A 25,132-nucleotide genomic window follows, 5' to 3' on the forward strand; every position below is an offset into this window, starting at 1 on the left:
CCGATAATCAAATGTGTAATGTTTTGGCTAACTAGCTGATTAATAATCAATCTACTAGCTGTGTGGAGGTAATAATCCACTTTGTGATTGCGTTTAAGTGTCAATACTTCTATTTTTCTAGAAGTTTTTTGACTGCTCGGTAACTGAGATTGGAGACTTGCTTTAACTTTATTATAAAACTGATTACAAGATTTAATAGCTTTACCGCAAATAATAAAAGGTCTAAATTCTAAACAATTACTACTAACAGTAGCTAAGTTGTTTAAACCTATATCAATCGCTGCTATTCTATTATTGCGCTCTCTGGTGGTTTCTTTTTGCTCATAAACTGCCTCAATGATGTAGACATTATTTTTTGGGATGATTCTACAGGATTCAATTTGTGTAAGTTTGGTTTTCACAGATATTGCTAATCCCGAAGGGGAGATTAAACCTTTTTTTAAGGATTTTTTGGAAACAGCCTGATTATTAAAAGTTAAAATATTTCTCCCATGAAGCTTATGTTTGTATTTAGGTAACTTGGGTTCACCTAAAAATTTTTCTGGATTTAATTTGTATTCTGCTTTCGCTGATTTGTAAGATTTAAAGCATTTATCAACTTGTCTAAATACCAGTTGAGCAACTTTACTAGGTAAAGCTTTATAATCATCACTCTTTTTCAGTGAGTGATATATTTGATTTAATGTTGGTATTGGTTGACCACTAAAAAAAGCTTGACGACATAGATAAACAGCACAGTTGAACAGGTTCTTTGACAAGAATGACATTTGATCAATTTTTTTGAACCATTTATGATTCTGCTTGATTATATGTCGCTCAACTAATCGCATTCTGACTCCACACAGTCTGATAACTGATTCATGGGTGATTTGGTCTAGTCAGATAATTTCATTTGGGCAATCATACCATAGATGTTAATATCTGACTATTTCTGACTATATTTTTGTTATTTAAACCCAATACCATGGTCGTGGTTTTGTTACATTCAAAGCCAATTTTTTCATAAAATTCTTGTTGGTGAGTCGTCATCAAATATACACGCTCAACCGACCTCACGCGGGGATGGCTGAGGACTGTTTCCACTAATTTGCTACCCAATCCCCGACCGCGATATTCTGGATGAATTACCACATCCCAAATTGTCGCGCGATAGATAACATCGGAAGTAGCTCGCGCAAAGCCTACGAGCCGTTGCTCATCCCACAGAGAAATTACAGGTTCGCTATTGGCGATCGCTATACTCAAATCTTCAATACTCCGTTCTCTCGCCCAAAAAGCCGAGAGATTAAATAGCTGTTGCAGTTGTTCGAGATCGATATCCGACTTGCGATCGCTAAATTGAATTTGAGAATAGTTCATTGACAACACCCAGAGCAGTATTTTTACTACCTTCAACCTTATTTTTACAGATTTTGCTAAATATGCAGCGTCTATTTTGGCTCTGCTTATGGGGAAGCGATCGCATAACTATAGCAGTCCTATTTGATATGCAAACAAAAGAGACAAGGAAGACAAGGAAGACAAGGGACATCCAATTTTTTAAATATCCAATAAATTTGTAGTGCGAGCATCTTGCTCGCTGGTGTTCAAAAGCGAGCAAGACTTCGGCGTGAGCGCTCAGTCGAACGCTGCTCGCACTACGAAATATAGGTAATTTATTTTTTGTAAGTTATGTTTAATAGCACCGTCCTACTTACCCCAAATTGAATAATTAATCTTTAATTTCTTTTACTGGCTGACATACCCACTTCCACAGAGGATGACTAGGTCCTTGCTGACGGATGCGAAATACTTGCTTTGCTAATTGTTGCTGTTCCTTTTCTGGTAGTCCCATCAAAATATTGCGACTTTGCCAAATTAAAACAGCTGCTGTCATTCCCATACAAAAGGCTAAACCAAAGGTAGACAGTGGATGGTATGCAAGCCCATACCTCACTGCTACCCAAGTAAAGTATTGTTGCCATAAAGCAATTTCTGCTTGTAGGTTCCACAAACAAATAGGCGCGATGGTAAGCCACAAGCAACCGACAAACAACCATCTACCGTAGACTGTCAGCTGATGTAGCCTTTGCACTTGTTGAGCAAAAGTTGGGTCAGGATTGTGCAAGTTATCGCCATTAAGTGACGGTTGTTCCGATTGATCCATAGGGCTGAAAACGGGAGAATATGGGTGATATTAATGGGAATTGCGGATTTGCGATTTTTGATTGGGGATACTGTTGTTGAAGATATGCCACCAATCGCAAATCATCCAATTTATCGCAAATTCACCCAACTAGAAAATAGCGGCAAGTTTAGGTATTTTGGGAACCAGCAGAAGTATCGAGCATCTCCGCACTAGCTCCGCCACTAGATTTACCAGTACGTTCTCGCCAGAGAGTTAGTAAAGTACTGGCGATGAAAATACTCGAATAAGCCCCCGCACCGAAGCCAATTAGTAAAGCTAAGGCAAAGTTTTTCAGGGTTTCTCCCCCAAAAAATAAGATAGCTAACAACGGCAACATAGTTGTTAATGTGGTGTTGATGGATCGGCCTAAGGTTTGGTTAACCGCATCATCCACAATTTCCGCTATGGGACGGTTGGGATTAATTTTCAGGGTTTCGCGAATGCGATCGTAAATTACTACGGTATCGTTCACAGAAAATCCTGTAATTGTCAACAGAGCAACAACAAACAAACTGTCTACTTCCGTACCGATTGTTAAACCAAATATCGAAAAAATCCCGGCTGTAATGAACACATCATGAAATAGCGCCACAATGGCAAATACAGCATAGTCCAACTGAAAGCGAAATGTTAAGTAAACAATGATACCTATAAATGAAACAATCAGGGCAATGATTCCCGATCTAAACAACTCTTGTCCTAAAGATGGGCCTACGGTATCAATTTGGTTTTTGGCGTCATCAAAAGCACCAATTTTTTCGCTTAAAGCAGTTTGTAGCTGAATACGCTGTTCGCGATCTAAGGTTTTTGTTCGGATTAAGATGCCATTTTCGGCTTTAGTTTCTCTGTCTGCGACAATTTGGATACTGCTATCTCCCAGTCCCTTAGCCTTAGCTACATCTCTGACGACATTAATATCAATTGGTTGGTCGCAGTTACCAGGTTTACCACAGTCCCGTTCTAAGAGCAATCTTGTACCGCCGACAAAATCTAAACTGGGACGCAGGGGTGCTTTAATGTTGGGATTTTGCCAGGAAATTACCATTGCGACAATACCCGCTATGGTAATGGCAGACGAAACAGTCCACCAAAGCGATCGCGATTTGTTAATACTTAGTTTCATGGCGCTACCTCTGCCTTATTTGATGTTGGCAGGTTGGGACAGTATAATTCTGGTTTGCGTAGTGAGGAAATGGAAATTGCGACAAACATTAAGGTGCGGCTACAGGTAATAGCACTAAACATACTCATCGCTACCCCTAAAGCCAAGGTGACAGCAAAACCTTTAACCAAGCCAGAACCTAACCAGAATAGTGCAGCACAGGCAATCACTGTGGTGACGTTGCCATCAAGAATACTAGAAAAGGCGCGATAAAAGCCAGATTCTACAGAACGATATAAGCTTTTACCTGCTTGTAATTCTTCTCTTGTGCGTTCAAAAATTAGTACATTGGCATCCACTGCCATACCAATACTCAAGATAAACCCAGCAATGCCTGGTAAAGTCAGGGTGACACCTAACAAAGCAAAGCTAGCCCAGGTTAACAAAGCGTAAACAATCAAGGCGACATCGGCAATTAAACCCGGTAGGCGGTAATAGACCACCATAAAGATTAAGACTAAAATTAGACCGCCAATCCCCGCATAAATACTGCTTTGAATACTGTCTTTACCTAAGGTAGCGCCAACTGTGCGGATTTCGGCAATTTCTACGGGTACGGGTAATGCACCACCGCGTAGCTGTACGCCTAAATCATTGGCTTCTTGGGGGGTAAAAGTACCTGTAATTACAGCTGAACCACCAGTAATCCCGGTAGCTGCAAATTCTGGGCCGACGCTAGGAGAACTGATTAATTCATTATCGAGAAAAATCCCAATCGCCCGTCCAGTACCGGCGAGATTTTTTGTCAGTTCCGCAAACAGTTCGCCACCTTTGGGTTTGAAGCGAATGGCCACATTCCAATTATTACCTTGTTGGGTGGGTTCACCATAGGCATTTTCTAGATACTTACCAATGAGGGGCGGATTGGTACTTTCAAATAATTCCGCGATCGCTTGATTATTTTTCTCCAACTCTTCTTGATTTTTCGCGATCGCTGCCGCATCTTTGCTATTTCTCAATTCATCTTGCTTTTTCTTCAATTCAGCTCGCGAAGCTCTAAAAGCAAATAGTTGAGGTTCTGTACTCGGTTTTTGTTTGCGAAATTCTAATTCTGCTGTACCACCAAGAATTCTTTCAGCTTGTTCTGGATCGTTTACCCCTGGAAGTTGCACTAAAATTTTATCTGTACCCACAGTTTGAATTACTGGTTCAGAAACGCCGAGTCCGTTAATCCGGCCTTCGACAACTTTCTTCACACCTTCTAATTCATTTTCGGTGATTTGCTTAATTTCTGCCGTCGGTTTCACCTGAATTGTTAACTGTGAACCTCCCCGCAAATCCAACCCTAAGGGAATGGGAATTGTGAGAATCACCGCAATAGCAGCAATAATCAAAACGACAATCAACGCTAATAGCGATCGCTGTTTTTGCATACCATAACCATCACTCGCAACTGACAAACGCTATAATAGCGTTCTTTTCCATCGTTATGAGTTATTGGTTAAGAGTGGTAACTTTTATTGTAAAAGAAGGCAGATGGCAGAGGGCAGAGGGCAGAAGGTTTGGTTCACCTGGAAATTTCACCTCATATCTGAATTAGAGCCAGCAAATTTCCCATTGGCGATCGCACAAAACAGAGGACAGTAAGCTAAATAATCCTGTCAATTGCATCCCTGCATCTTTCTGAGGCTAGGGATGATGCAAATTGAATGCTGATTAACTTCATTCCTTCTGCTATCTGCCCTTCGGGTGACGCTCCTTCGTCGCTAACGCTGCGCTAACGCCACTTGCTTTATGCCGGGAAACCCGTCCACCGCAGTGGCTCACCTCCTGCCCTCTGCCTTTATTATTAAACGCGCATAGCCACCATTTTCTGTACGGCTTCTACAATTTGTTCTGGTTGAACAATTGTCAGACGCTCGAGGTTGCCGTTGTATGGTGTGGGAATATCTTGAGATGAAAGACGCAATACAGGCGCATCTAACTCATCAAATAAGCGGTCATTAATGGAAGCGATAACTTCTGCGCCAATACCTGCTGTACGCATAGCCTCTTCTACAACAATGACGCGATGAGTTTTGCGAATCGAAGCACCGATGGTATCAAAATCTAAAGGTTTCAGTGATATTAAATCAATGACTTCGGGGTCGTAACCTTGTTTTTCTAAAGTTTTCACAGCTTGCATCACGTGATGACGCATCCGTGAATAGGTGAGAATTGTGACATCTTTACCGCGACGCACAACTTCTGCTTTATCTAAAGGTAATACATATTCTTCTTCTGGCAGGTCTTCTTTTAAGTTGTAAAGTAAAACATGTTCAAAGAACAATACGGGATTGTCATCGCGGATTGCTGCTTTCAATAAACCTTTAGCGTTGTAAGGTGTAGAGCAAGCGACAATTTTTAACCCAGGAACTGCTTGGAAGTAAGTTTCTAAGCGTTGGGAATGTTCTGCACCTAGCTGTCTACCTACACCACCAGGGCCGCGAATCACCATCGGGATTTTAAAGTTACCGCCGGAAGTATAACGCAGCATTCCCGCGTTGTTGGAGATTTGGTTAAATGCCAACAGCAAGAAACCCATATTCATACCTTCGATGATTGGTCTTAAACCAGTCATCGCTGCACCCACAGCCAAACCTGTAAAGCTATTTTCGGCGATGGGGGTATCCAGAACTCTTAAATCGCCATACTTTTTATACAGGTCTTTGGTAACCTTGTAGGAACCGCCATAATGTCCTACGTCTTCACCTAGCACAAATACACTAGAATCACGCGCCATTTCTTCATCAATGGCTTCACGGAGGGCGTTAAAGAAAAGAGTCTCTGCCATTTAAATCTTAAATACAACTGTTGCTATAGAATCTTATCGCGCCGCCGTGGCAAATACCGTCAGCGATCGCACTAGTTGAAAAAGTCATTTGTAATTGGGCATTGGGCATTGGGCATTGGGCATTGGGCATTGAAACAATTTTGGATTTTGCGAAAAGTCGGAGCGCCGGCTTCCGGCGATCTGAACTTTTCAAGACGGATTTGCGATTTTGGATTGGGTTTGAATCTAAAATCTAAAATCTAAAATCTAAAATCTAAAATCTAATATTCCTTGTCTCCCTTGTCCTCCTTGTCCCCCTTCCCTTGTCCCTAGCCCCTAAGCTAAGTACAAACTGGCGAATCAGCTACTTGCGTGACAACTTCTGGGAAGCGTTTTGGTCTACCTGGTTTGCGTTTATGGCGTTGGTTAATTGATTTTTCGCTAGCTGCTGCTAACTCTTCTGGTGTGCATTTAAATAGACGCAACGCATCTAAATATTTTTTCGGTGTCATTGTCGGTTCAGTACGCCCAGCTTCCCAGTTGCGCACACTAGTTTCACTGATTGCAAGCCTGAAGGCAACCTCTGCACGGCTAAGGCCAGCGCGTTCTCTCAGGACTTGCATATCCATATCTCATGCTCCCTAGAAAAACTTAGATTGTATTTATTAAATCGGCTGACATTAAATGTCGATTACGGAAATTTTATTAACTATATTCTTTTATAAGCGATCGCCCGCGAATCTGGCAAATGAAACCACCCGATATTTATGTACTATCGCGGATATATTTGACTTGTTTTCATGTCCGCGATTGCTCATGTCCGTAAATATTCTAATTAGGGTAAATGTTGTGTCTGTAAGGATTTCACTCGGTAAATTTCTAATAAATAATCGACAGTCATCACCTAAACATTTTAATTGTTGAGATTTATTGCTTAATGCATCTGGAATCGCTTATGAAAGTGTGGTAGTTCAGTGATGCCAGTAAAAGTTTTACTAGCCCCTCAAGCTGTATAGTTAATGGGGCTTTTTTAGTTTTTTCAGCTTGACACAAGTTTGACCAAGAATTTACAGCGAATTGCAAGTTGGTGAGGTACAGATAATCGTTGATTGTAGGGGCACTGGCACTGCCATGCCCCAAAGCGCGTACCTCATTTACCTGAAATATGCTGTTAAGTTTATTCTTCAACAAAAACCTGAATATATTCCCACAATAATCTCACGCTGAGATACCAAGATACTCAATCTAATTAGCACCTTTGTACCTATGCGTGAGATTAGTTAACAAAAGAGCGATCGCTCTCTCTAATTTACCTGCTAGACTCTAACCAACGGGCTGCGTCTTTGGCGTGGTAAGTCAAAATTAAATCTGCGCCAGCACGTTTAAAGCCGGTTAAAGTTTCCATGACTATGCGCTGTTCGTCAACCCAGCCGTTGAGGGCAGCAGCTTTCACCATAGAATATTCGCCAGAAACGTTATAAGCAGCTACTGGTAGGTTGCTGGCTTCCTTAACTCGCCAAATCACATCCATATAGGCTAAAGCTGGCTTCACCATTAGCATATCAGCACCTTCAGCGATATCCAATTCAATTTCTTTAATTGCTTCGCGGGCGTTACCAGGGTCCATTTGGTAAGTTCTGCGATCGCCAAATTGTGGTGTAGACTCCGCCGCATCTCTAAACGGGCCATAATAAGCAGAGGCATATTTAGCCGCATAAGATAAAATCGGCGTATCTTGGAAACCAGCTTCATCTAAGCCAGCACGAATAGCTTGCACAAAACCGTCCATCATCCCCGAAGGTGCAATAATATCCGCGCCAGCTTTCGCTTGAGAAACTGCTGTTTTCTTGAGTAATTCTAAAGTTGGATCGTTTAATACTCTGCCTGTTAAATCGCCTACTTCTAAGTAGCCGCAATGACCATGACTAGTATATTCACACAGACAAGTATCAGCAATCACAATTAAATCTGGTACTGCTTCCTTCACCGCAGTAGCTGCTTTTTGTACAATCCCGCAATCATGCCAAGCACCAGTAGCATCTACATCTTTATCAGCAGGAATACCAAACAGAATGATCGCTGGAATTCCTAAGTCATAAACTTCCTTCGCCTCTTCGACAATTTTATCTACCGAAAGTTGATAAACTCCAGGCATTGATTTAACTTCATTGGCAATTCCCTCACCAGGTACTGCAAATAAGGGGTAAATTAAATCACTTGTCGATAAACTGTTTTCTCGTACCATCCGGCGCAGTTGGGGATGGGTACGCAGACGGCGGGGGCGGTGAGTTGGAAACATAAAGTTTTATGAAGAATTACAACGCAAATGGACACAAAATAAAGCGTCACAAAAGCAAGGAAAAACCTTACTCAGCTAGGACAGACTACGAGCAGTGCTTAACTGTCCTTTGCCCTACTGTTGATGAAGCTGTGGGGCAATTTCGTATTGTACAGCGTGGCAGACATCTGTTAGACAAGCTACAAAAAAAAGATTACAAATCCCCTCAAATATCTGCCATGAATTTGTCATTAGTCATTGGTCAGAGACGCGATGAACCCTTGTCTATACAATTGTCATTTGTCAATATTAATGACTAAGGAATGAAGAAGAGGGAGAAATAAGAATTATTTGCCTTACAGATAAGCAAACAATTGTCAATTACCAAACGAAAATTAATCACTTATAATTACCACTATTGACGTTAAAAGATTCTGAAACAAAACGTAATAATGGTAAGGTTCATTGAGTGATTCAGTTTGTAGTCAAGACTTCAAGCAATCAATTTTGTATCTTTGAAGTACTTACTAGGGCTAATTACCACAAAAATGAGCCAAATAGTCAGCCTTTAGTTGAGTAGATACCCGATAACTGTTAGGGGAGTTATAAATCCAAAGTGTAGCTCAAGCAATGCTGCCATATATTCTTCCATAAACCTATACATTTAACTGTAAGTTAATAGATTCTTTAGGTGATGGGCATTGGGCATCCCTTCGGCTTCGCTCAGGGCGAGTGGGCATTGGGCATTGGGCATTGGGCAAAAGCCAAATAGAATTCTTAATTTTGAATTTTGAATTTTGAATTTTGAATTGTTTGTCCCCCTTGTCTCCCTTGCCTCCCCAATCGACCCGATCGCGTCCGTCCTTGTTCTAAGATTAAAAGACTTACCAAGTTAAAAAAAAATTACATTAAGTTAACAGGAAGCAGACAAATACAAATATGTCAACTGAACTACAGGTAGATTTGCAACAAGCAGTTGAACTTCGCCGCAACTTTGCAATTATTTCTCACCCAGACGCAGGGAAAACGACGCTGACAGAAAAGTTACTGTTATACGGAGGAGCAATTCACGAAGCTGGAGCGGTGAAGGCGCGACGGGCGCAGCGTAAAGCTACCTCTGACTGGATGGCAATGGAACAGCAACGGGGTATTTCCATTACATCTACAGTACTGCAATTTGCCTATCGTAACTGTCAGGTAAATTTATTAGATACCCCCGGACACCAAGATTTTAGTGAAGATACTTATCGCACCCTCGCCGCCGCCGATAATGCGGTGATGCTGATTGATGTGGCGAAAGGTTTGGAACCGCAAACTCGCAAGTTATTTGAAGTTTGTAAGTTACGCGGTATTCCCATTTTTACCTTTGTAAACAAACTCGACCGTCCGGGGCGAGAACCTTTAGAATTATTGGACGAAATCGAGCAAGAATTAGGATTGCAGACCTATGCGGTGAATTGGCCGATTGGCATGGGCGATCGCTTTAAAGGTGTATTCGATCGCGATAAACAACAAATTCACTTGTTTGAACGTAGCGCCCACGGTAGCCGCGAAGCTAGAGATACCATAGTCGATTTGGGCGATGCGAGAATTGAAGAACTCCTAGAACAGGATCTTTACTTCCAACTGAAAAACGACTTAGAACTGTTAGAAGGTGTCGGCCCAGAACTTGATTTAGATTTGGTACATCAAGGCAAAATGACGCCAGTGTTCTTTGGTAGTGCCATGACTAATTTCGGGGTGGAGCTATTCTTAAATTCCTTCTTAGAATACGCTCTCAAACCCGGTAGCCACAATAGCAGTGTTGGTGAAGTTCCCCCTACTTATCCAGAATTTTCTGGCTTCGTCTTCAAACTCCAAGCTAACATGGACCCGAAACACCGCGATCGCGTGGCATTTATTCGCGTCTGTACGGGTCGGTTTGAAAAGGATATGACGGTAACTCACGCCCGTACTGGTAAAGTAGTTCGCCTGTCCCGCCCGCAAAAATTATTTGCCCAAGAACGAGAATCCATTGATGAAGCTTATCCTGGGGATGTAATTGGTTTAAATAATCCTGGTGTATTTGCGATTGGGGATACAATTTACACCGGGCAAAAGTTGGAATATGAAGGCATTCCCTACTTCTCCCCGGAATTGTTTGCTACCCTGAGAAATCCTAACCCTTCTAAATTTAAGCAATTTCAAAAAGGCATTTCCGAATTGCGGGAAGAAGGTGCAGTACAAATTATGTACTCCACCGATGAAGCCAAGCGCGACCCCATTTTAGCGGCTGTCGGTCAATTGCAGTTTGAAGTCGTACAGTTTCGCTTACAAAATGAGTATGGGGTGGAAACTATCCTCGATTTGCTGCCCTACAGCGTCGCTCGTTGGGTAGAAGGTGGCTGGGAAGCTTTAAATAAGGTGGGACGTATTTTTAATACCACCACCGTTAAAGACAGCATGGGACGCCCGGTATTGCTATTCCGCAACGAATGGAATTGTCAACAATTACAGGGCGATCATCCAGAGTTGGCATTAAGCGCGATCGCCCCAGTTTATTCTGGTCAACAAGAGGAAAAGGGGCAGGGGGCAGGTTAAAGGGCAACAGGGAACAGGGAAAATAAATTTTCATACTTGGTTGTGCCAAAACCTGGCGTGAAAGGAAATAACTATCAACAATTTCCCCATCTCGCTAAAAATCTTGCCTATTAGCGTGTCTAGGCTAAAATGTGGCAATATAATTTTCTTGTGGGATGGGCGTCTCGCCCGTCCTGGGCGGACAAGATGTCCACCCCACAAGAGTTTGACTAATGCACTACTTTAGTCTAGACAGTCTACTATTGCCCGTTACCCGTTACCTGTTCCTTCGGAGCAGGTAAACAACCTATAGAAAGTTAACACTGGATAATTCCGGATGTGATTTGCCACAGCAGGTATCTAAATTTAGGCGCTAAAGCGTTACCTTGGATTAATTAGAACAGATGGGAGTGCCAGAATTTCTATGCCTTCACATGCCGAATTGTCTTTGGAGGCTGGTTTAGTTGCTCTCAAGCAGGGGAATTATCAAACGGCGATCGCCCAGTTAGAGCCTGTTGCTAGTAGTCAAAAAAATACTACTGCTGGCTTACAGGCTCAAGTCGGTTTAGTCATGGCTTATGCGCGCATGGGTCAAGTTTCTAAAGCGATCGCCCTTTGTCAAAATCTGCTTGATAGTCCTAATCCCCAAGTGCAAGAATGGGCAGAACGCGCACTTGGACATTTAAAAAAACGCCAAAAACGGCAAAATACAGCCAAAAATTCTGCCAATGGACATGTCACTGCCGATAGTACCCATAGTAATGGAACTAATGCATCACAGCAAACAATTACAAAAACCAATAGTTCCGCCGTTCCCGCAGGTAGTCTGAGAAATTCTCATGTAGAAACTATCGGCGTCAATGGTTTAGTCGCCTCTGGTTATCGCACAGCAGCTAAATCATTTCAAATTTATTGGCGACATGCTCCCAGGGCGAAAGTTTGGCAACCCCTGCATAAACTTAATTTATTACCTTTAAAATTACTGGCAGCTGGTACCTTTATGGCTCTGTTTTGGGTCATCAGGGAAATGCTTCAGCTGACAATGACTTTAACCAATCAAATTTTCATCAAGCTAGCTCACTTACGCCCATTACCATTATTCAATCGCAATCCGACTGTACTTGTACTTGTAGTTTTAGCGATCGCAATTGCTTTATCACCTTGGTTATTAGATTGGCTATTAGGAAAATTTTATCAGCAACGCGAGTTATCTAAAGAAGTTTTAAATGGTCACAGTCGCGAAACTATTCGCGTACTCCAGCGCGCTTGTCAACAACGCCGTTGGCAGTTTCCTAAACTGCGAATTTTGCCCATAAACGCCCCTATTGCTTTTACTTATGGTAATCTCGCCCGTAATGCCCGAATAGTCGTCAGTCAAGGATTATTAGAGCAATTAGCCGATGATGAAATTGCCGTTATCTACGCCACCCAGCTAGGGCAAATTATCCAGAAAGATTATCTCGTCATGTCTTTGATACTGCTGGTAACTTTGCCTGTTTACAGGTTATATCAGCTATTTTCGGAATGGGGTAATAAATTTTCTGGTTTTGGTCGCTGGCCAGGGATAATTTTAGCAAGTTTCACCTACGGTATTTGGTGTTTGCTGACAGGCCCGGCTTTATGGTTATCTAAGTTGCGAGTTTATTATAGCGATCGCACGGCTGCGGAAATTACTGGCAATCCTAACGCCCTAATTCGCGCCTTACTGAAAATTACCATTGGTGTCGCTGGCGATATTGGCAAACAAGAACACACCAGTTGGCAGTTAGAAAGCTTGAATCTCCTCGCGCCTGTCAGCTATCAACAAAGTATATCTATGGGGAGTTTAGCCGGACATATTCCGTTTACATCCCTGTTGATGTGGGATAATTTTAACCCCTATCGCCGTTGGTTTACATTTAATAATAGTCACCCTTTAATTGGCGATCGCATTCAACGCCTCTGCAAAATCGCCCGCCATTGGCATTTAGAAACCGAACTACATTTAGTCAACGAACAAGCCTTACGCGGTAACCATCAGCCTTTTCTCTTACAAATAGCTCCTTGGCTGGGTATTCCTCTGGGTTTATTATTTGCAGGTTTAATTTGGTTGGTGTGGCAAATTGCCTACGCCATGAAGATTTTAAACCTGAAATGGATCTATGAAGATTGGTCATTTGTTACAGGTTGTTTACTTATCGGCTTTAGCATCGGCATGATTTTGCGGATGAATTCTTTATTTCCCGATATTAGACCTGCTAATTTGCAAACCGACGATCGCTTACCTAACCTCTTAGCCAATCCATCTGCTATTCCCATCGATAGCATAAATGTGTGCCTTGCAGGTAGACTCATCGGTCGTCCGGGTGTAGGTAACAGCCTGGGACAAGACTTAATGCTGCAATCGCACATTGGTTTAGTGAAATTGCATCATATCCCCTGGCTAGGACAATCAATCAATCCCCAAGACTTAATCGGCCGCCAAATTACCATTGTCGGTTGGTTCCGACGCGGCGCAACCCCTTGGATTGATATCCAAACCATCCAAACACAAAATGGTCAAATCATCAACAGCGCCCATCCCATTTGGTCAACTATCCTCGCAGTAGCCGCCCAAGCCTGGGGAGCCTTTATTTTTCTCAAGGGGTGAAGGGGGACAAGGAAAGGGAGACAAGGAAGCAGAGGAAGCAGAGGAAGCAGAGGAAGCAGGGGTGCAGAGGAGGAAAATTATATAGATGCTCTCCCTCTGCCCCTCTGCGTCTCTTCTCCCTCTGCTCACTATTCACCCAATGCCCAATGCCCCATGCCCCATGCCCAATGCCCCATTATGTAAAGAAACATTGCAAAATCTTTCTGCCAGTGTTACATTTATTTACATAATCCCAACCCATAAACATAACTAAGCTAGATTGCTGAGTTATTTATCGCCAACCCTTGCGCCAATATATCTATCTTTGTTATTCTCCCAACACAGCAGTAACCTAACCAGCCACAGGCTGGTTTTTGTTTCCAAATATCACCATGTTGAGAAAAAAAAGTAATTTCTGTTACAATTTTCGTGACGAGTATGCTAGAAATGTCTGCACTGAACTAGCTACGTAGAAAATACCATGATAATGTAAGGAATGGTGTTTTATTCGGCAAACAGGTGTACATCAAAAAAAGTTTACTCGATCGGGTGGTAAGCTATTAGATTTATAATTCTTAGAATTAAGGTGGTATGTAAAATTAGCGTTGTGTGCGCTTTTGTATTAAGCAAGCTTGATCCCAACGAAAAATTGTATTGTATAGGTTGACAGTTTTGAGTAAAAAAATGGGTTATGGCACTTTTTGCTGAATAGCATGTATTTCAAGCCACAGCCAATTCATTGTTTTATCACCTTGCCATTTTCATTCAACTCTGGAGGTATAGTTCATGTCTGTTCGCCTATATATAGGCAATTTGCCAAAAGAAGAAATAGATCGTCAAGAACTACAAGCAGTTTTTGCTGCTGAAGGTGATGCAGTCACCACTAAACTGATCAAAGACCGCAAGACAGGTAAATGTCGTGGCTTTGGTTTTCTCACGGTGAATAATGACGAACAAGCCGATCAAATTATTGAAAAATATAACGGTCAGCTGTTCAAAGAAACTCCCATTAAGCTAGAAAAAGCATTACCTCGCAATAAGGGAGAAGAAGGAGAAGAGCAACCACCCAAACCAGTACAACATGCTGGTGGCGGTAACTCAGCTCCCCCAGCACAAAAAGAAGGTAGTCGCCGTGAGAAAAGTTCTAAGAAGTCTCGGCGCGGTGGTAGCAGCAATGCTGGACGCGAAACTACCTCAACATCTGATTCTGATGCGATTCGTCCAGATCCCCGTTGGGCTTCTGAATTAGAAAAGCTCAAACAAATGTTGGCGGCACAAACAACAAATTAATCTCTCAAGTAGTCTAATTAAAAATTAAAAATCACAAAAATACTGATTTTTAATTTTTAATTGTCTAAATGCAAGTTAAATTTGCATGTTTGTGATGTGATGAGTTGTTCAAGCGGTTATTGCTTGTGTGTGCATTGCTCTGGAGGAGTCCAGTTTTTGTATAATCAAAAATAAGTTTTTCTGCAAAAACCTGTTTCCCTGCTTGACTAAACATGGATTCCTGTAAGCAATGCTAACCAGTATTGATAACAAATAGAAAAAATCTGATTAACTATCCAAGCAAATTAATATTTCTCAAGTTGTCGCCGGTTAGTAGCTTGCTAGTTTTTAGCTGTAACCAGTGACAAAGTTTAGTCCAATGATTCGATGACTCGGCTAGTTTATTCATCGATCGGAGGAATAGTAGGTGATAAAACCTGATTTGGAATTTGCAGCACATATTCACATATTCTGCCCAAAAAAGTCTTTAAAATTTATTAAAATTTATTTTTCTCTGCCGAGAGTTATTAACCGAGAAATTTAACTCATAATATAGCGATCGCTCATCTTGAGAAGATTGCATACAGAAGCATGATTATACTAGGATTTGTGCCGAGCGAACACCCTTGGTATCATCACACAGCCAAGTTACAGAACAGGAGATTCCTAACAGACAAGCTAACGGAGGAGACAGCTACTAAAGTTCTGTCATTTTCCTATTTCCTAGTTAAAATTATTACTTATAAAATTTAATACCTGTTTCAGGGAAAATTTTGTGAAAATTCTTTTAATAGAAGATGACAAACAGATAACTTCGTTGCTGGTAGAGGCCTTTTCGACTCTGAATTACCAGATTGAGACTACTAACGACGGTCAAAGTGGTTTAGATTTGGTCAAAACCTATGAATATGACCTGCTAATCTTGGATGTCATTCTTCCTAGACTAGATGGAATCAATCTCTGTCGGCAAATTCGCCTAGCAGGCTATGAAATGCCGATTTTGATGCTAACGGCTAACAAAGACATTAGCGCCCGCGTCATTGGCTTAGAAGCTGGTGCTGATGATTATATTGTCAAGCCATTTGAATTACCAGAGCTAATCGCCAGAATTCGCGCGTTAATGCGGCGTGGTAGGACAACGGTAGCTAAATTGTTAGTTTGGGAGAATTTACAATTAGATCCTAATAGTAAAGAAGTTACCTATGGGGGGAAACGGCTACACCTTACGCCGAAGGAATATGGCTTACTAGAACTTTTCCTAGAAAATCCCCGGCGGATATTTAGTAGAAGCGTTCTATTAGATAGAATTTGGTCAGCTGATGAATTTCCTGGTGAAGAAGCGGTGACAACCCATATTAAGGGTTTGCGTCAAAAGCTCAAAGCTGTGGGGATGAAGGTAGATTTAATCGAAACAGTTTATGGCTTGGGTTACCGCCTCAAGGAAGAACAAAAAAAGGAAGAACAAAAAAAATCCGAAGGAAAAACCAATGTAACTTCCGAACCGCAACAGGATAATAGCCAAGCGGAAGCCAAGATTATGGCTGTAGTCGCCAAAATGCGGGAAGAGTTTCAAAAGAGTTTCTCGGAAAAGTATGATTTATTGCAACAGGCGATCGCGCAATTATCAACTAAAAGTCCAGATAAACGTATAATTAAACAAGCACAAGCAGAGGCTCACCGCCTTGCAGGTTCCTTAGGTTGTTATGGCTATGTAGAGGGTTCCAACGTAGCGCGAGAAATCGAACAGTTGTTAGAAAACCACACCGATAAACCGCAAAGTACAGCTTTGCAGTTAACCGAATTAGTCAAATTGTTGAAACAGACATTACAACAGCAACCATCTTCACCAGCCAGTGCTAGCAAAACGGCCATAACATCAGCAAGACTATTAATTGTCGATGACGATACTACCCTAACTGAAAGAATTAAATTAGAAGCGGTATTTTGGGGTTTTCAAGTAGAGGTAGCAGGCGAGCCAAAAACAGCCAGATCCAAGATAGCCTCAAATCCTCCCGAAGTTATCTTACTAGATTTATCATTTCCTGACCAAGAGGAAAATGGTTTTACCTTACTAGGAGAAATCACCCAAAATCACCCAGACATTCCTATTCTTGTGTTGACTAGTAGCAATCAACTACCTAATAGAGTAGAAGCTGCACGTTTAGGCGCACATAGCTTTTTAAATAAAACGATGTCTGCTGTGGAAGTTCTCACAGCAGTTAATGTTGCGCTCAACCAACAAACTAGCACCGATGCCAAAGTTTTAGTTGTGGATGACGATCCGGTGATTCTTCACCAAGTAACTACTTTACTATCTCCTTGGGGGCTGCAAGTCACACCATTACAAGAATCGCAACGCTTTTGGGAAATTTTAGAATCGACTAAACCTGATTTATTGATATTAGATATTGAAATGCCAGATTTTAATGGTATAGATTTATGCCAAGTTATCCGTAATGATAGCTATTGGAACCATTTACCAATATTATTTCTTTCCGCTCATTTTGAATCGGAAATACTATATAAAGTATACGCAGTAGGAGCCGATGACTATGTGAGAAAACCAATTATCGAACCAGAATTAGTTGCCCGGATATTAAATAGGTTAGAAAGAACACATTTAAGTAAAAAGTTATTACATCAATAATCAGCACGAGTCTGTTAAAGAATATGCCAGCAAAACGCATCTTAGTAATTGATGATGAAAAGAATCTCTGTACTGTCATTAAAGCTTGTTTAGAAAATATCGGTCGTTGGCAAGTACTGATAGCTGAGTCTGGTAGTGAAGGCTTGACTTTAGCCGATAACGAACATCCTGATGCTATTCTTTTAGATGTGATGATGCCAGACATTGATGGTTTGGCATTGTTTAATCGATTACAAGCTAATTTAGCTACTAAAAAAATTCCGGTAATTTTGCTAACAGCTAAAGTACAGAAGGTAGATTTAAATGAATTTTCTCGCTTGGGAGTTGCAGGGGTAATTTCTAAACCATTCGATCCTTTGCGGCTGTCAGATTTAGTGGCGACAACTTTAGGTTGGCAATTATCTACTTGAGTTGCAATATCCCCGACTTTTTCAAGGATACAGCTAGCGAATTAGGGGTCAGACCCATCAACACTTGATATAAACTGTTCTCTCGCTTACCCGACACACCGCTCACAGGCTATAAGCCTGTGGCTAACGCTACAAAGCCTGCCTCCGCAGGCTAGAGAAATACAGCCTGCGGAGGCAGGCTTTGTTCGGTTAGCCGCACCCTTCTAGGGTGACGGCGGGATTTTGGGATAAGTGAGGGGTTTTACCACTAATTCACCAGCAGCATCCTTCAAGAAGTGGGGGATCTTGACTAACAGCAACTGCTGAGAAAATTCCTAGCTGAGTAAAGCTGGTTGCTTGGTAGATTCCACCGCAGGTGGTACAGCAGGTTGTTCTAAGGTTTGTTCTAAAGTCTGCACTAAAGATTTTGTTCCAGGCTGTGCTAACAGTTGGGTGTAGAGTTCGCTCAGTTGAGCCGCTACACCATCCCAGCTAAACTTGTTAATTACTCGTTCTCTAGCAGCTTGACCTAATTCATTGCGCCATTGTTGATCCATGAGAATTCGGTCAATAGCCTTTGTAAAGGCGGGGACATCTTGCGGTGGTGCTAATAAACCAGTGACTTCGGGAACTACAGTAAATTGCAACCCACCAACATCGCTGGCGACTACTGGGGTTCCACTCGCCATTGCTTCAATAGCTACTAGTCCAAAGGGTTCATAGTGGCTGGGAACAACGCAAACATCAGCAGCAGCGTAGTAAGTGGGTAGAACTGTTTGACAGAGACGACCGGGTAAGTTGGTGATGTCGCTCATACCTAATTCGTTAATTATACCTTCAATGCGATCGCGTTCGATACCGTCGCTATTACCTGGAGTACTACCACCACCAATAATTAAGTGGAGTTTTTGCGACTCGCGCAACTGGGATGCACCCACCGCACGCACTACTGTTTCTATGCCTTTGCGGGGGTCAAATCTGCCCACATATAACACAACTTTCGCTTCTGGGTCGATATTTAATTTCGCTCTTGCTGTTTCTCTATCGACCGAGCCAAACTGCTGCACATCTGTACCGCAGGGAATAATGTCAATATTACCTTTTTTGGAAACGAGCGATCGCATGTGTTGTTTTTCTTGGGGACTCGTCGCCACTATTGTTTCAGCTGTCTCTAAAACTTCTTTTTCTACGGCTAATCTTTTAGTTGCAATTGAGGGAATATTCTCAATAGTGTTGTATTTAACTGCTCCTAAAGAATGATATGTGTGAACTTGTTTGCTTCCTTGAATCTTCTTCAGTTGCATTCCTACCCAACTAGAAAGCCAGTAGTTAGTGTGAATTAATTGATAGGTGATGTTATTTTCTTTTTGAAATGCTAAAAACTTCTCAATAAATTCTGGTAAATAATCAAATAGATTATCTCTGGGGACAAACTCTAAAGCGCCTGCTTGAAAGCGGATAGTACGACAATTTTCACTATGCTGCACAATCTGTTGTTGGTCTGCACTTACTTGGCGGGTAAACATATCAACTTGCCATCCCAAGCGCCCTAGAGCCTCACCAACTTTGCGCACATAAACATTTTGTCCGCCAGCTTCTTCTTTACCAATTTCAATCGCTGGATCGCCGTGAACTGAAATTAAAGCAATGCGTTTTTCAGAGGTAGCGTTCATAGTTTGTTGTTGTTCTTGAATTTAAAAAAGTTTCAGACAAATCAATCCAACATTTCTGCCTAGCAGTTTTAGGCAATCATTTAAGACTTTAATTAAACTTTATTCTAAATTAATACGTCAAATGGTTTTATGTATCTGCTGCGAGGAATAAAGTTTTTTCTTACTATTTAGATTTAATTTATTTATATATCTAACGTGATATTTAATTTTAATGCTTGCGATAGAGCGGCTGCTATTAAATATGGTTTTTGAGAATATGCAGTTTGATAGATCTGGAAATGCATCAATATTTGATTATTATTAATATCTAAGCGTATTTATATACGTATGCCTAAATAAGTAATTACTCTGTCATGGTATACGCAGTTAATTGCTAGCAACATCCAGTCTCATGGTTAATTTTGGTACAAAAACACTTTATGTATTGTAGTTACTTATACTTAATCTTTTGCTCAAATATTTTTGTTACAGCAGATACAGAATTTGCGTAAATCCATGCTTGGTAAGCAAAGTTGATTGTTGACTTTGCTAATTATTCAGTTCATAGTAAAGCCTAATACAATGTATAAGAAAAACTGGTCATTTGTTAGAGACGCGATTAATCGCGTCTGTACATGAGAGACGCGATTAATCGCGTCTGTACAATTGTTATTTGTCCCCCTTCCTAGCCCCTAACCCCTCGCTCCTGAGCATGTTTGAAGCGCCTGGAATCAAATTCTGTCTGGGAAATGCTTAAATGTGTTTGTCAGTTCTTAAATGTCGAGCTTAAATTAAATATCCGCCTTCTGTATGACAGCTATAGTTGGCTGTAAACAAAATATTTTCGCACATTGCTATTTCCCGTATTATGCCGCCATTTTCCCAAACTCAATTTATCCAAAAGCGTGCAATCACCTTAGCACCAGAGACATCAGTTGAGTTTGCGGTGCAAATGATGAGCCAGGAAAGCACAAGCTATGTTTTAGTTGTAGAGCAACATCAAATTCTGGGAATTTTCTCCACACAGGAGTTAGTCAAGGCGATCGCCTCAGGGTTAAACTTGACTATAACTACCCTAGCTGATGTCATGACTGGTGATGTCATGACTGTGAAAGAATCAGAGTTAGGCAATATATATAGCGTTATCTCTTTACTACAAGAGCAGCAAATATCCCATCTTCCAGTTTTGGATGCGCAAGGACAACTTTTAGGTGTGATTACACATCAAAGTATTCAACAAGCGCTACCCCAGAAAATTGCACGTTACGAACAGCTGGTAGAAATACAACATCAGCAGCAAGCGCAGACAGCAGCAGCTTTGCGAGAAAGTGAAGAAAGATTGCAATTAGCCTTAGCAGCTTCAGGAGATGGACTGTGGGATTGGAATTTGCTGACGGGAGAAGTTTATCTGAGCGATCGCTGGTGTGAAATGCTTGGCTATAGCGCCGACGAATTATACCATAATTTGAGTACTTGGGAACAATTGATTCATCCCGACGATCGATCCTGGGTGATGAATGTTTTGCAATCTCACCTCCAAGACAGTTCGATTCCCTACAGCTTTGAATATCAAATGCAAACTAAATCCGGCGAGTGGAAATGGATTGCTAACCACGGCAAGGTGGTGATGTGGGATAATTGCGGTCAGCCATTAAGAATGATTGGTATTCACCGCGATATTAGCGATCGCAAACGCGCCGAACTAGCTTTACAAGAACGAGAAGCTTTTCTCAGAGGAATTGGCGATCGCGTTCCCAAGGGCTACATCTACCAGTTAGTGCAAGAATTAGATGGTAGCAATCGCTTTTATTATGTAAGTGCTGGTGTTGAACAAACAAATGGCTTTAAACCCGAAGCCATCTTAGCTGATTCCAGCCTACTTTTTAACATTATTGTCCCAGAAGATCTGGCTTATATGCTCCAGAAGCAGCAGGAATCTGCCGCTAATATGTCAGTATTTGATGTCCAGGTAAGGGAATATTCCCCAGAGGGAGATATCCGTTGGGTGCGTGTCTGCTCATCGCCTCGCCGGATGGATGATGGGCGGATTTGTTGGGATGGTATCCGATTTGATATTACTGACTTAAAAAATACTGAAGAAACTCTGCGTAAAAGTAAGGCTTTACTTACAGAAGCGCAAAAAGTAGCAAAAATTGGCAATTGGGAATTTGATTTAATTAGACAAAAAATTACTTGGACAGAAGAATTATTTCATATCTTTGAGCGAGATCCAGGATTAGGGGAACCTAATTATGAGGATCTTTTAGAATTGTATCACCCAGAATCTGCGGCAAGATTGTCCAAAGCTGTGGAAATATCAATTACCACAGGGGAATCCTATAAACTCATCCTGCGACGTAACACCGCAACCGGTAAGCCTCCCTGCTATATTGAAGGTACCGGACAAGCAGAATTTAACGCTGATGGGCAGGTAATTCGGATTTATGGCACTGCTCAAGATATTACAGAAAGATTCTTAGCACAAAAAGCTTTGCAAGAACAAGAAAAGTTTTTACGCAGTATTTATAACGGTGTTGAACAATGTATTTTTGTGGTGGATATTCTTGAAGATAATGACTTTCGCTTTGCAGGGTTGAATCCACTGGCGGAAAGACTTTCAGGTATCAGTTCTCTAGAGATCCAAGGTAAAACTCCAGAAAATATCTTTCCTGCGGAAATTGCATTATCAATTCGCCAGCATTATCAAGCTTGTATTGCAGCAGGAAAAACGATTAGCTATGAGGAATGTTTACCATTTCAAGGAGAAGATACTTGGTGGATTACTAGTTTAACGCCTTTATTTAACGAACAATCACGGGTGTATCGGATTATTGGTAGCAGCATAGAAATTAGCGATCGCAAACAAGCAGAAGAAAAACTCAGACAAGCGGAATTACGCTACAGAAATTTATTGGAACAAATCCCCGGAGTTGTATATACTGCACCAATTACAGCTACGGCTGAATTTGCTTACATCAGTCCGCAAATTTACCAGTTATTGCAGATTCCTGCTGAAGAATGGGTTGCGGGACATTTAAATACTTGGTCAGATTATATATATCCAGACGATGGCGATCGCGTCAAAAATAGTTTTGAACATACAATTAAGACGGGAGAACCTTTACTGGCTGAGTATCGCATGTTAACTCGCGATGGGCAAATCATTTGGGTTCGCGATCAAGCTAGCTTAGTCATAGCGCCAGATGGTAAAACTCCGATTCTCCAAGGTATTGCCTTTAATATTAGCGATCGCAAAAAATTAGAACTAGCTTTACGAGCTTCGGAAATTCGCTTACAAAGTATCCTGACTACAGCTAACGCCTCTATTGTCAGTTTTCGCGCCTTTGCAAATTACGACTGGGAATATGAATATCAGTCTATTGGTAGCGAAAGTCTGTTTGGCTATAGCCCAGAAGAAATTATCTCTGATAAGCAGCTGTGGATGTCACAGGTATTTGCTGAGGATCGGGATACAGTTCTCTACCCTTTGTTCGGAGATATTTTTGCGGAACGGACTACTAATGTAGAATTTAGATTTTATCATAAAGATGGTTCTCTGCGTTGGATTTCTGCAACTTACACTTCCCATCGAGATGAAGCGGCTGATTGCTGGATTGTCACAGGCGTTAGCGTTGATATTAGCGATCGCAAACGCTTAGAGCTAGCTTTGCAAACTTCCGAAAAACGTTTAAATAATATTCTTTCCACAGCTAGCGCTTCAATTTTTAGTTTTCGCATGACTAGCAGCCAGGAATGGGAATATGAGTATCAATCTAAAGCTAGCGAAATCATTTTTGGTTATACTCCCGCAGAACTCCTCACCGACAAAATGCTGTGGCTTTCCAGAGTATTTCCGGAAGATCGAGAAAAAGTCAGATATTCGCGATTTCTCCACAGTATTTCTGAAGGTGCTTGTACTATAGAGTATCGATTCCGCCACAAAGATGATTCTCTGCGCTGGATTTCTACTACTTATTCTGCTTATCGTCAAGAAACTGGTGATGGCTGGGTAGTAATTGGTGTCAGCATTGATATTAGCGATCGCAAACGAGCAGAAGAAGCAGTGCGTCAAAACGAAACTTTATTCCGGACTCTCAGCGATTCTGCACCCATCGGCATTTTTAGAACCGATGCTCAAGGTAAAAATATTTATACCAATCCCCGCTTTCAAGCAATTTGCGGCTTGAGCTTTGCAGAATCTCTAGGCGATCGCTGGATGCAATTTATTCATCCAGAAGATTTAGCCGAATTTTTACCCCGGTTACATGCATTAACCACAGCAAATCAAGAATTCTATACTGAAATCCGTTACATTCTGCGCGATGCAACTTGGCGTTTTTGTCGCATTACCATCGTTCCCTTGCTGGCGGATAGCAATGAATTAATGGGCTATGTTGGCACAATTGAAGATATTACAGAAAGTCGAGCGATTGAGACAATGAAGAAAGAATTTATCTCCATTGTCAGCCATGAATTACGCACACCCTTAGCTTCTATTCGTGGTGCTTTAGGTTTGCTATCCTCTGGAGTTCTCAAAACCCAACCAGAAACAGCTCAACAAATGTTAGATATTGCTTACAGCGATACAGAACGCCTAGTGAGGTTGGTTAATGACATTTTAGACTTAGAACATTTAGAATCCAACAAATTTAATTTAGTCAAGCAGTGGTGCGATACTGCAACGATTCTGCGCCAATCTGTAGAAGCTGTGAAGCCGCTAGCCACAGAAAATGATGTTTCTTTAGTTATGGTGCCCAGTTCTGTGCAAATTTGGGTAGATTCAGACAGAATTATGCAAACCCTGGTGAATTTAATTGGCAATGCAATCAAATTTTCTCCAGCTAATAGCCAAGTAACTGTAACTGTAGAAGAATTAAGCGATCGCGTTTTATTTAAAGTTCAAGATCAAGGGCGAGGCATTCCTGAGACGATGCTAGAAAGTATTTTTGGCCGATTTCAACAGGTTGATGCTAGCGATTCTCGACAAAAAGGTGGCACAGGTTTAGGATTAGCTATCTGTCGCGGTATTGTTCAACAGCATGGGGGCAAAATTTGGGTAGAAAGTGCTTTAGGCAAAGGTAGTACTTTTTACTTCACTATTCCTAAATTCGACGAAAGGTAGCCTCAAATTAAATAGTGTTGATGATAGATATAGGATTAATACTTAATTTGTGAAATAAATACAGTAAATTGCCAGTTAGTGAGGTACAGATATCGTTGATTGTAGGGGCAGTGGCAATGCCATGCCCTCTTTATGATTTCTTCAGCCAAGACTCTAAAGCAGTATTAGCTATTTTTGTAGTGACAAGAATGATAAACACGCTCAAAATACTAGTTTTGTAGATATTTTTGTTGACACTGCTTTGAATCTGAGGCTGATATGTGTCAAATGTACGATATTGACAATTTTGGTAGATTGTGCATGTATTAGCGTCAGTAGTTTGAGCGATCGCCAACGTGGCTATAGATGCGATTGTTCCTGCGATAATCAAAGATGCAAAGCGATTCATAAGTCTTCAACTTAGAAACCTGATATTAGTGAATACACTTGCACATTGATGAATTTCGGAAAGGGGAATTAGGTATTGGGCATGGGGCATTGGGCATGGGGCATGGGGCATTGGGCATGGGGCACAGACGCGATGAATC

General features: G+C 41.4%; 16 protein-coding genes. 6 read left to right on the top strand and 10 right to left on the bottom strand.

Features of this window, described 5'->3' with window-relative positions:
• The 8 genes from AACW45_RS32130 to hemB all read right to left on the bottom strand — a co-directional run.
• The coding region (locus AACW45_RS32130; RefSeq protein ID WP_190637084.1) for an RNA-guided endonuclease InsQ/TnpB family protein at positions 1-830 on the bottom strand (830 nt) is incomplete at its 3' end.
• 70 nt (positions 831-900) lie between these two features.
• On the bottom strand, positions 901-1,359 hold the full coding sequence (locus AACW45_RS32135) for a GNAT family N-acetyltransferase (protein ID WP_190637086.1): 459 nt from the start codon (positions 1,357-1,359) through the stop codon (positions 901-903).
• Positions 1,360-1,711: 352 nt separating this feature from the next.
• The gene (locus AACW45_RS32140; protein WP_190637088.1) at positions 1,712-2,146 is read right to left on the bottom strand and encodes a hypothetical protein; all 435 of its coding nucleotides are present in this window, start codon (positions 2,144-2,146) and stop codon (positions 1,712-1,714) included.
• A gap of 148 nt (positions 2,147-2,294) precedes the next feature.
• Positions 2,295-3,290, bottom strand: coding sequence for a protein translocase subunit SecF (secF, locus tag AACW45_RS32145; RefSeq protein ID WP_190637090.1), 996 nt, complete (start codon positions 3,288-3,290; stop codon positions 2,295-2,297).
• Entirely contained in the window at positions 3,287-4,702 is a 1,416-nt protein-coding gene (gene secD / locus AACW45_RS32150) for a protein translocase subunit SecD (protein ID WP_190637128.1), read from the bottom strand. The genes secF and secD overlap by 4 nt, the downstream gene beginning before the upstream one ends.
• 416 nt (positions 4,703-5,118) lie before the next feature.
• On the bottom strand, positions 5,119-6,102 hold the full coding sequence (locus AACW45_RS32155) for an alpha-ketoacid dehydrogenase subunit beta (RefSeq protein WP_096646874.1): 984 nt from the start codon (positions 6,100-6,102) through the stop codon (positions 5,119-5,121).
• A 320-nt stretch (positions 6,103-6,422) separates the two neighbouring features.
• A complete protein-coding gene (locus tag AACW45_RS32160; RefSeq protein WP_096646873.1) occupies positions 6,423-6,710 on the bottom strand; it encodes a helix-turn-helix domain-containing protein in 288 nt (95 codons plus the stop codon).
• A 680-nt stretch (positions 6,711-7,390) separates the two neighbouring features.
• Positions 7,391-8,380, bottom strand: a complete 990-nt coding sequence (hemB, locus tag AACW45_RS32165; protein ID WP_096646872.1) for a porphobilinogen synthase — start codon at positions 8,378-8,380, stop codon at positions 7,391-7,393.
• A gap of 918 nt (positions 8,381-9,298) precedes the next feature.
• Between hemB and prfC the strand changes: the two genes are divergently transcribed.
• From prfC to AACW45_RS32190, 5 genes are all read left to right on the top strand, one after another.
• Positions 9,299-10,939: a peptide chain release factor 3 gene (prfC, locus tag AACW45_RS32170; RefSeq protein WP_190637092.1), complete on the top strand. Its 1,641-nt coding sequence runs from the start codon at positions 9,299-9,301 to the stop codon at positions 10,937-10,939.
• A 403-nt stretch (positions 10,940-11,342) separates the two neighbouring features.
• Positions 11,343-13,547, top strand: coding sequence for a zinc metalloprotease HtpX (locus AACW45_RS32175; RefSeq protein WP_190637094.1), 2,205 nt, complete (start codon positions 11,343-11,345; stop codon positions 13,545-13,547).
• Between the two features lie 765 nt (positions 13,548-14,312).
• Positions 14,313-14,816: an RNA recognition motif domain-containing protein gene (locus AACW45_RS32180; RefSeq protein ID WP_096646868.1), complete on the top strand. Its 504-nt coding sequence runs from the start codon at positions 14,313-14,315 to the stop codon at positions 14,814-14,816.
• A 754-nt stretch (positions 14,817-15,570) separates the two neighbouring features.
• Positions 15,571-17,442 (top strand): response regulator, encoded by a 1,872-nt coding sequence (locus tag AACW45_RS32185; RefSeq protein WP_190637096.1) that lies wholly within the window; start codon positions 15,571-15,573, stop codon positions 17,440-17,442.
• 23 nt (positions 17,443-17,465) lie between these two features.
• Entirely contained in the window at positions 17,466-17,852 is a 387-nt protein-coding gene (locus tag AACW45_RS32190) for a response regulator (RefSeq protein ID WP_190637097.1), read from the top strand.
• Between the two features lie 314 nt (positions 17,853-18,166).
• On the opposite strand, the gene AACW45_RS32195 is transcribed toward AACW45_RS32190, so the two are convergent.
• Positions 18,167-19,504: a glycosyltransferase family 4 protein gene (locus tag AACW45_RS32195; RefSeq protein WP_190637099.1), complete on the bottom strand. Its 1,338-nt coding sequence runs from the start codon at positions 19,502-19,504 to the stop codon at positions 18,167-18,169.
• Positions 19,505-20,351: 847 nt separating this feature from the next.
• Between AACW45_RS32195 and AACW45_RS32200 the strand changes: the two genes are divergently transcribed.
• On the top strand, positions 20,352-24,605 hold the full coding sequence (locus AACW45_RS32200) for a PAS domain-containing protein (RefSeq protein WP_190637101.1): 4,254 nt from the start codon (positions 20,352-20,354) through the stop codon (positions 24,603-24,605).
• A gap of 130 nt (positions 24,606-24,735) precedes the next feature.
• On the opposite strand, the gene AACW45_RS32205 is transcribed toward AACW45_RS32200, so the two are convergent.
• The gene (locus AACW45_RS32205; RefSeq protein ID WP_190637103.1) at positions 24,736-24,993 is read right to left on the bottom strand and encodes a hypothetical protein; all 258 of its coding nucleotides are present in this window, start codon (positions 24,991-24,993) and stop codon (positions 24,736-24,738) included.
• Between the last annotated feature and the right edge of the window lie 139 nt (positions 24,994-25,132).

This window comes from Calothrix sp. FACHB-168, assembly GCF_963889195.1.
Taxonomy (GTDB): Bacteria; Cyanobacteriota; Cyanobacteriia; order Cyanobacteriales; family Nostocaceae; genus Aulosira; species Aulosira anomala_A.

Bases quoted from the DNA above. Each gene is read 5' to 3' on its own strand.
- secD (WP_190637128.1), bottom strand. From the start codon at position 4,702: ATGCAAAAACAGCGATCGCTATTAGCGTTGATTGTCGTTTTGATTATT.
- hemB (WP_096646872.1), bottom strand. From the start codon at position 8,380: ATGTTTCCAACTCACCGCCCCCGCCGTCTGCGTACCCATCCCCAACTG.
- AACW45_RS32200 (WP_190637101.1), top strand. From the start codon at position 20,352: ATGCCGCCATTTTCCCAAACTCAATTTATCCAAAAGCGTGCAATCACC.
- AACW45_RS32140 (WP_190637088.1), bottom strand. From the start codon at position 2,146: ATGGATCAATCGGAACAACCGTCACTTAATGGCGATAACTTGCACAAT.
- AACW45_RS32195 (WP_190637099.1), bottom strand. From the start codon at position 19,504: ATGAACGCTACCTCTGAAAAACGCATTGCTTTAATTTCAGTTCACGGC.
- AACW45_RS32205 (WP_190637103.1), bottom strand. From the start codon at position 24,993: ATGAATCGCTTTGCATCTTTGATTATCGCAGGAACAATCGCATCTATA.
- AACW45_RS32135 (WP_190637086.1), bottom strand. From the start codon at position 1,359: ATGAACTATTCTCAAATTCAATTTAGCGATCGCAAGTCGGATATCGAT.
- secF (WP_190637090.1), bottom strand. From the start codon at position 3,290: ATGAAACTAAGTATTAACAAATCGCGATCGCTTTGGTGGACTGTTTCG.
- AACW45_RS32175 (WP_190637094.1), top strand. From the start codon at position 11,343: ATGCCTTCACATGCCGAATTGTCTTTGGAGGCTGGTTTAGTTGCTCTC.
- AACW45_RS32180 (WP_096646868.1), top strand. From the start codon at position 14,313: ATGTCTGTTCGCCTATATATAGGCAATTTGCCAAAAGAAGAAATAGAT.
- AACW45_RS32190 (WP_190637097.1), top strand. From the start codon at position 17,466: ATGCCAGCAAAACGCATCTTAGTAATTGATGATGAAAAGAATCTCTGT.
- AACW45_RS32160 (WP_096646873.1), bottom strand. From the start codon at position 6,710: ATGGATATGCAAGTCCTGAGAGAACGCGCTGGCCTTAGCCGTGCAGAG.
- AACW45_RS32155 (WP_096646874.1), bottom strand. From the start codon at position 6,102: ATGGCAGAGACTCTTTTCTTTAACGCCCTCCGTGAAGCCATTGATGAA.
- prfC (WP_190637092.1), top strand. From the start codon at position 9,299: ATGTCAACTGAACTACAGGTAGATTTGCAACAAGCAGTTGAACTTCGC.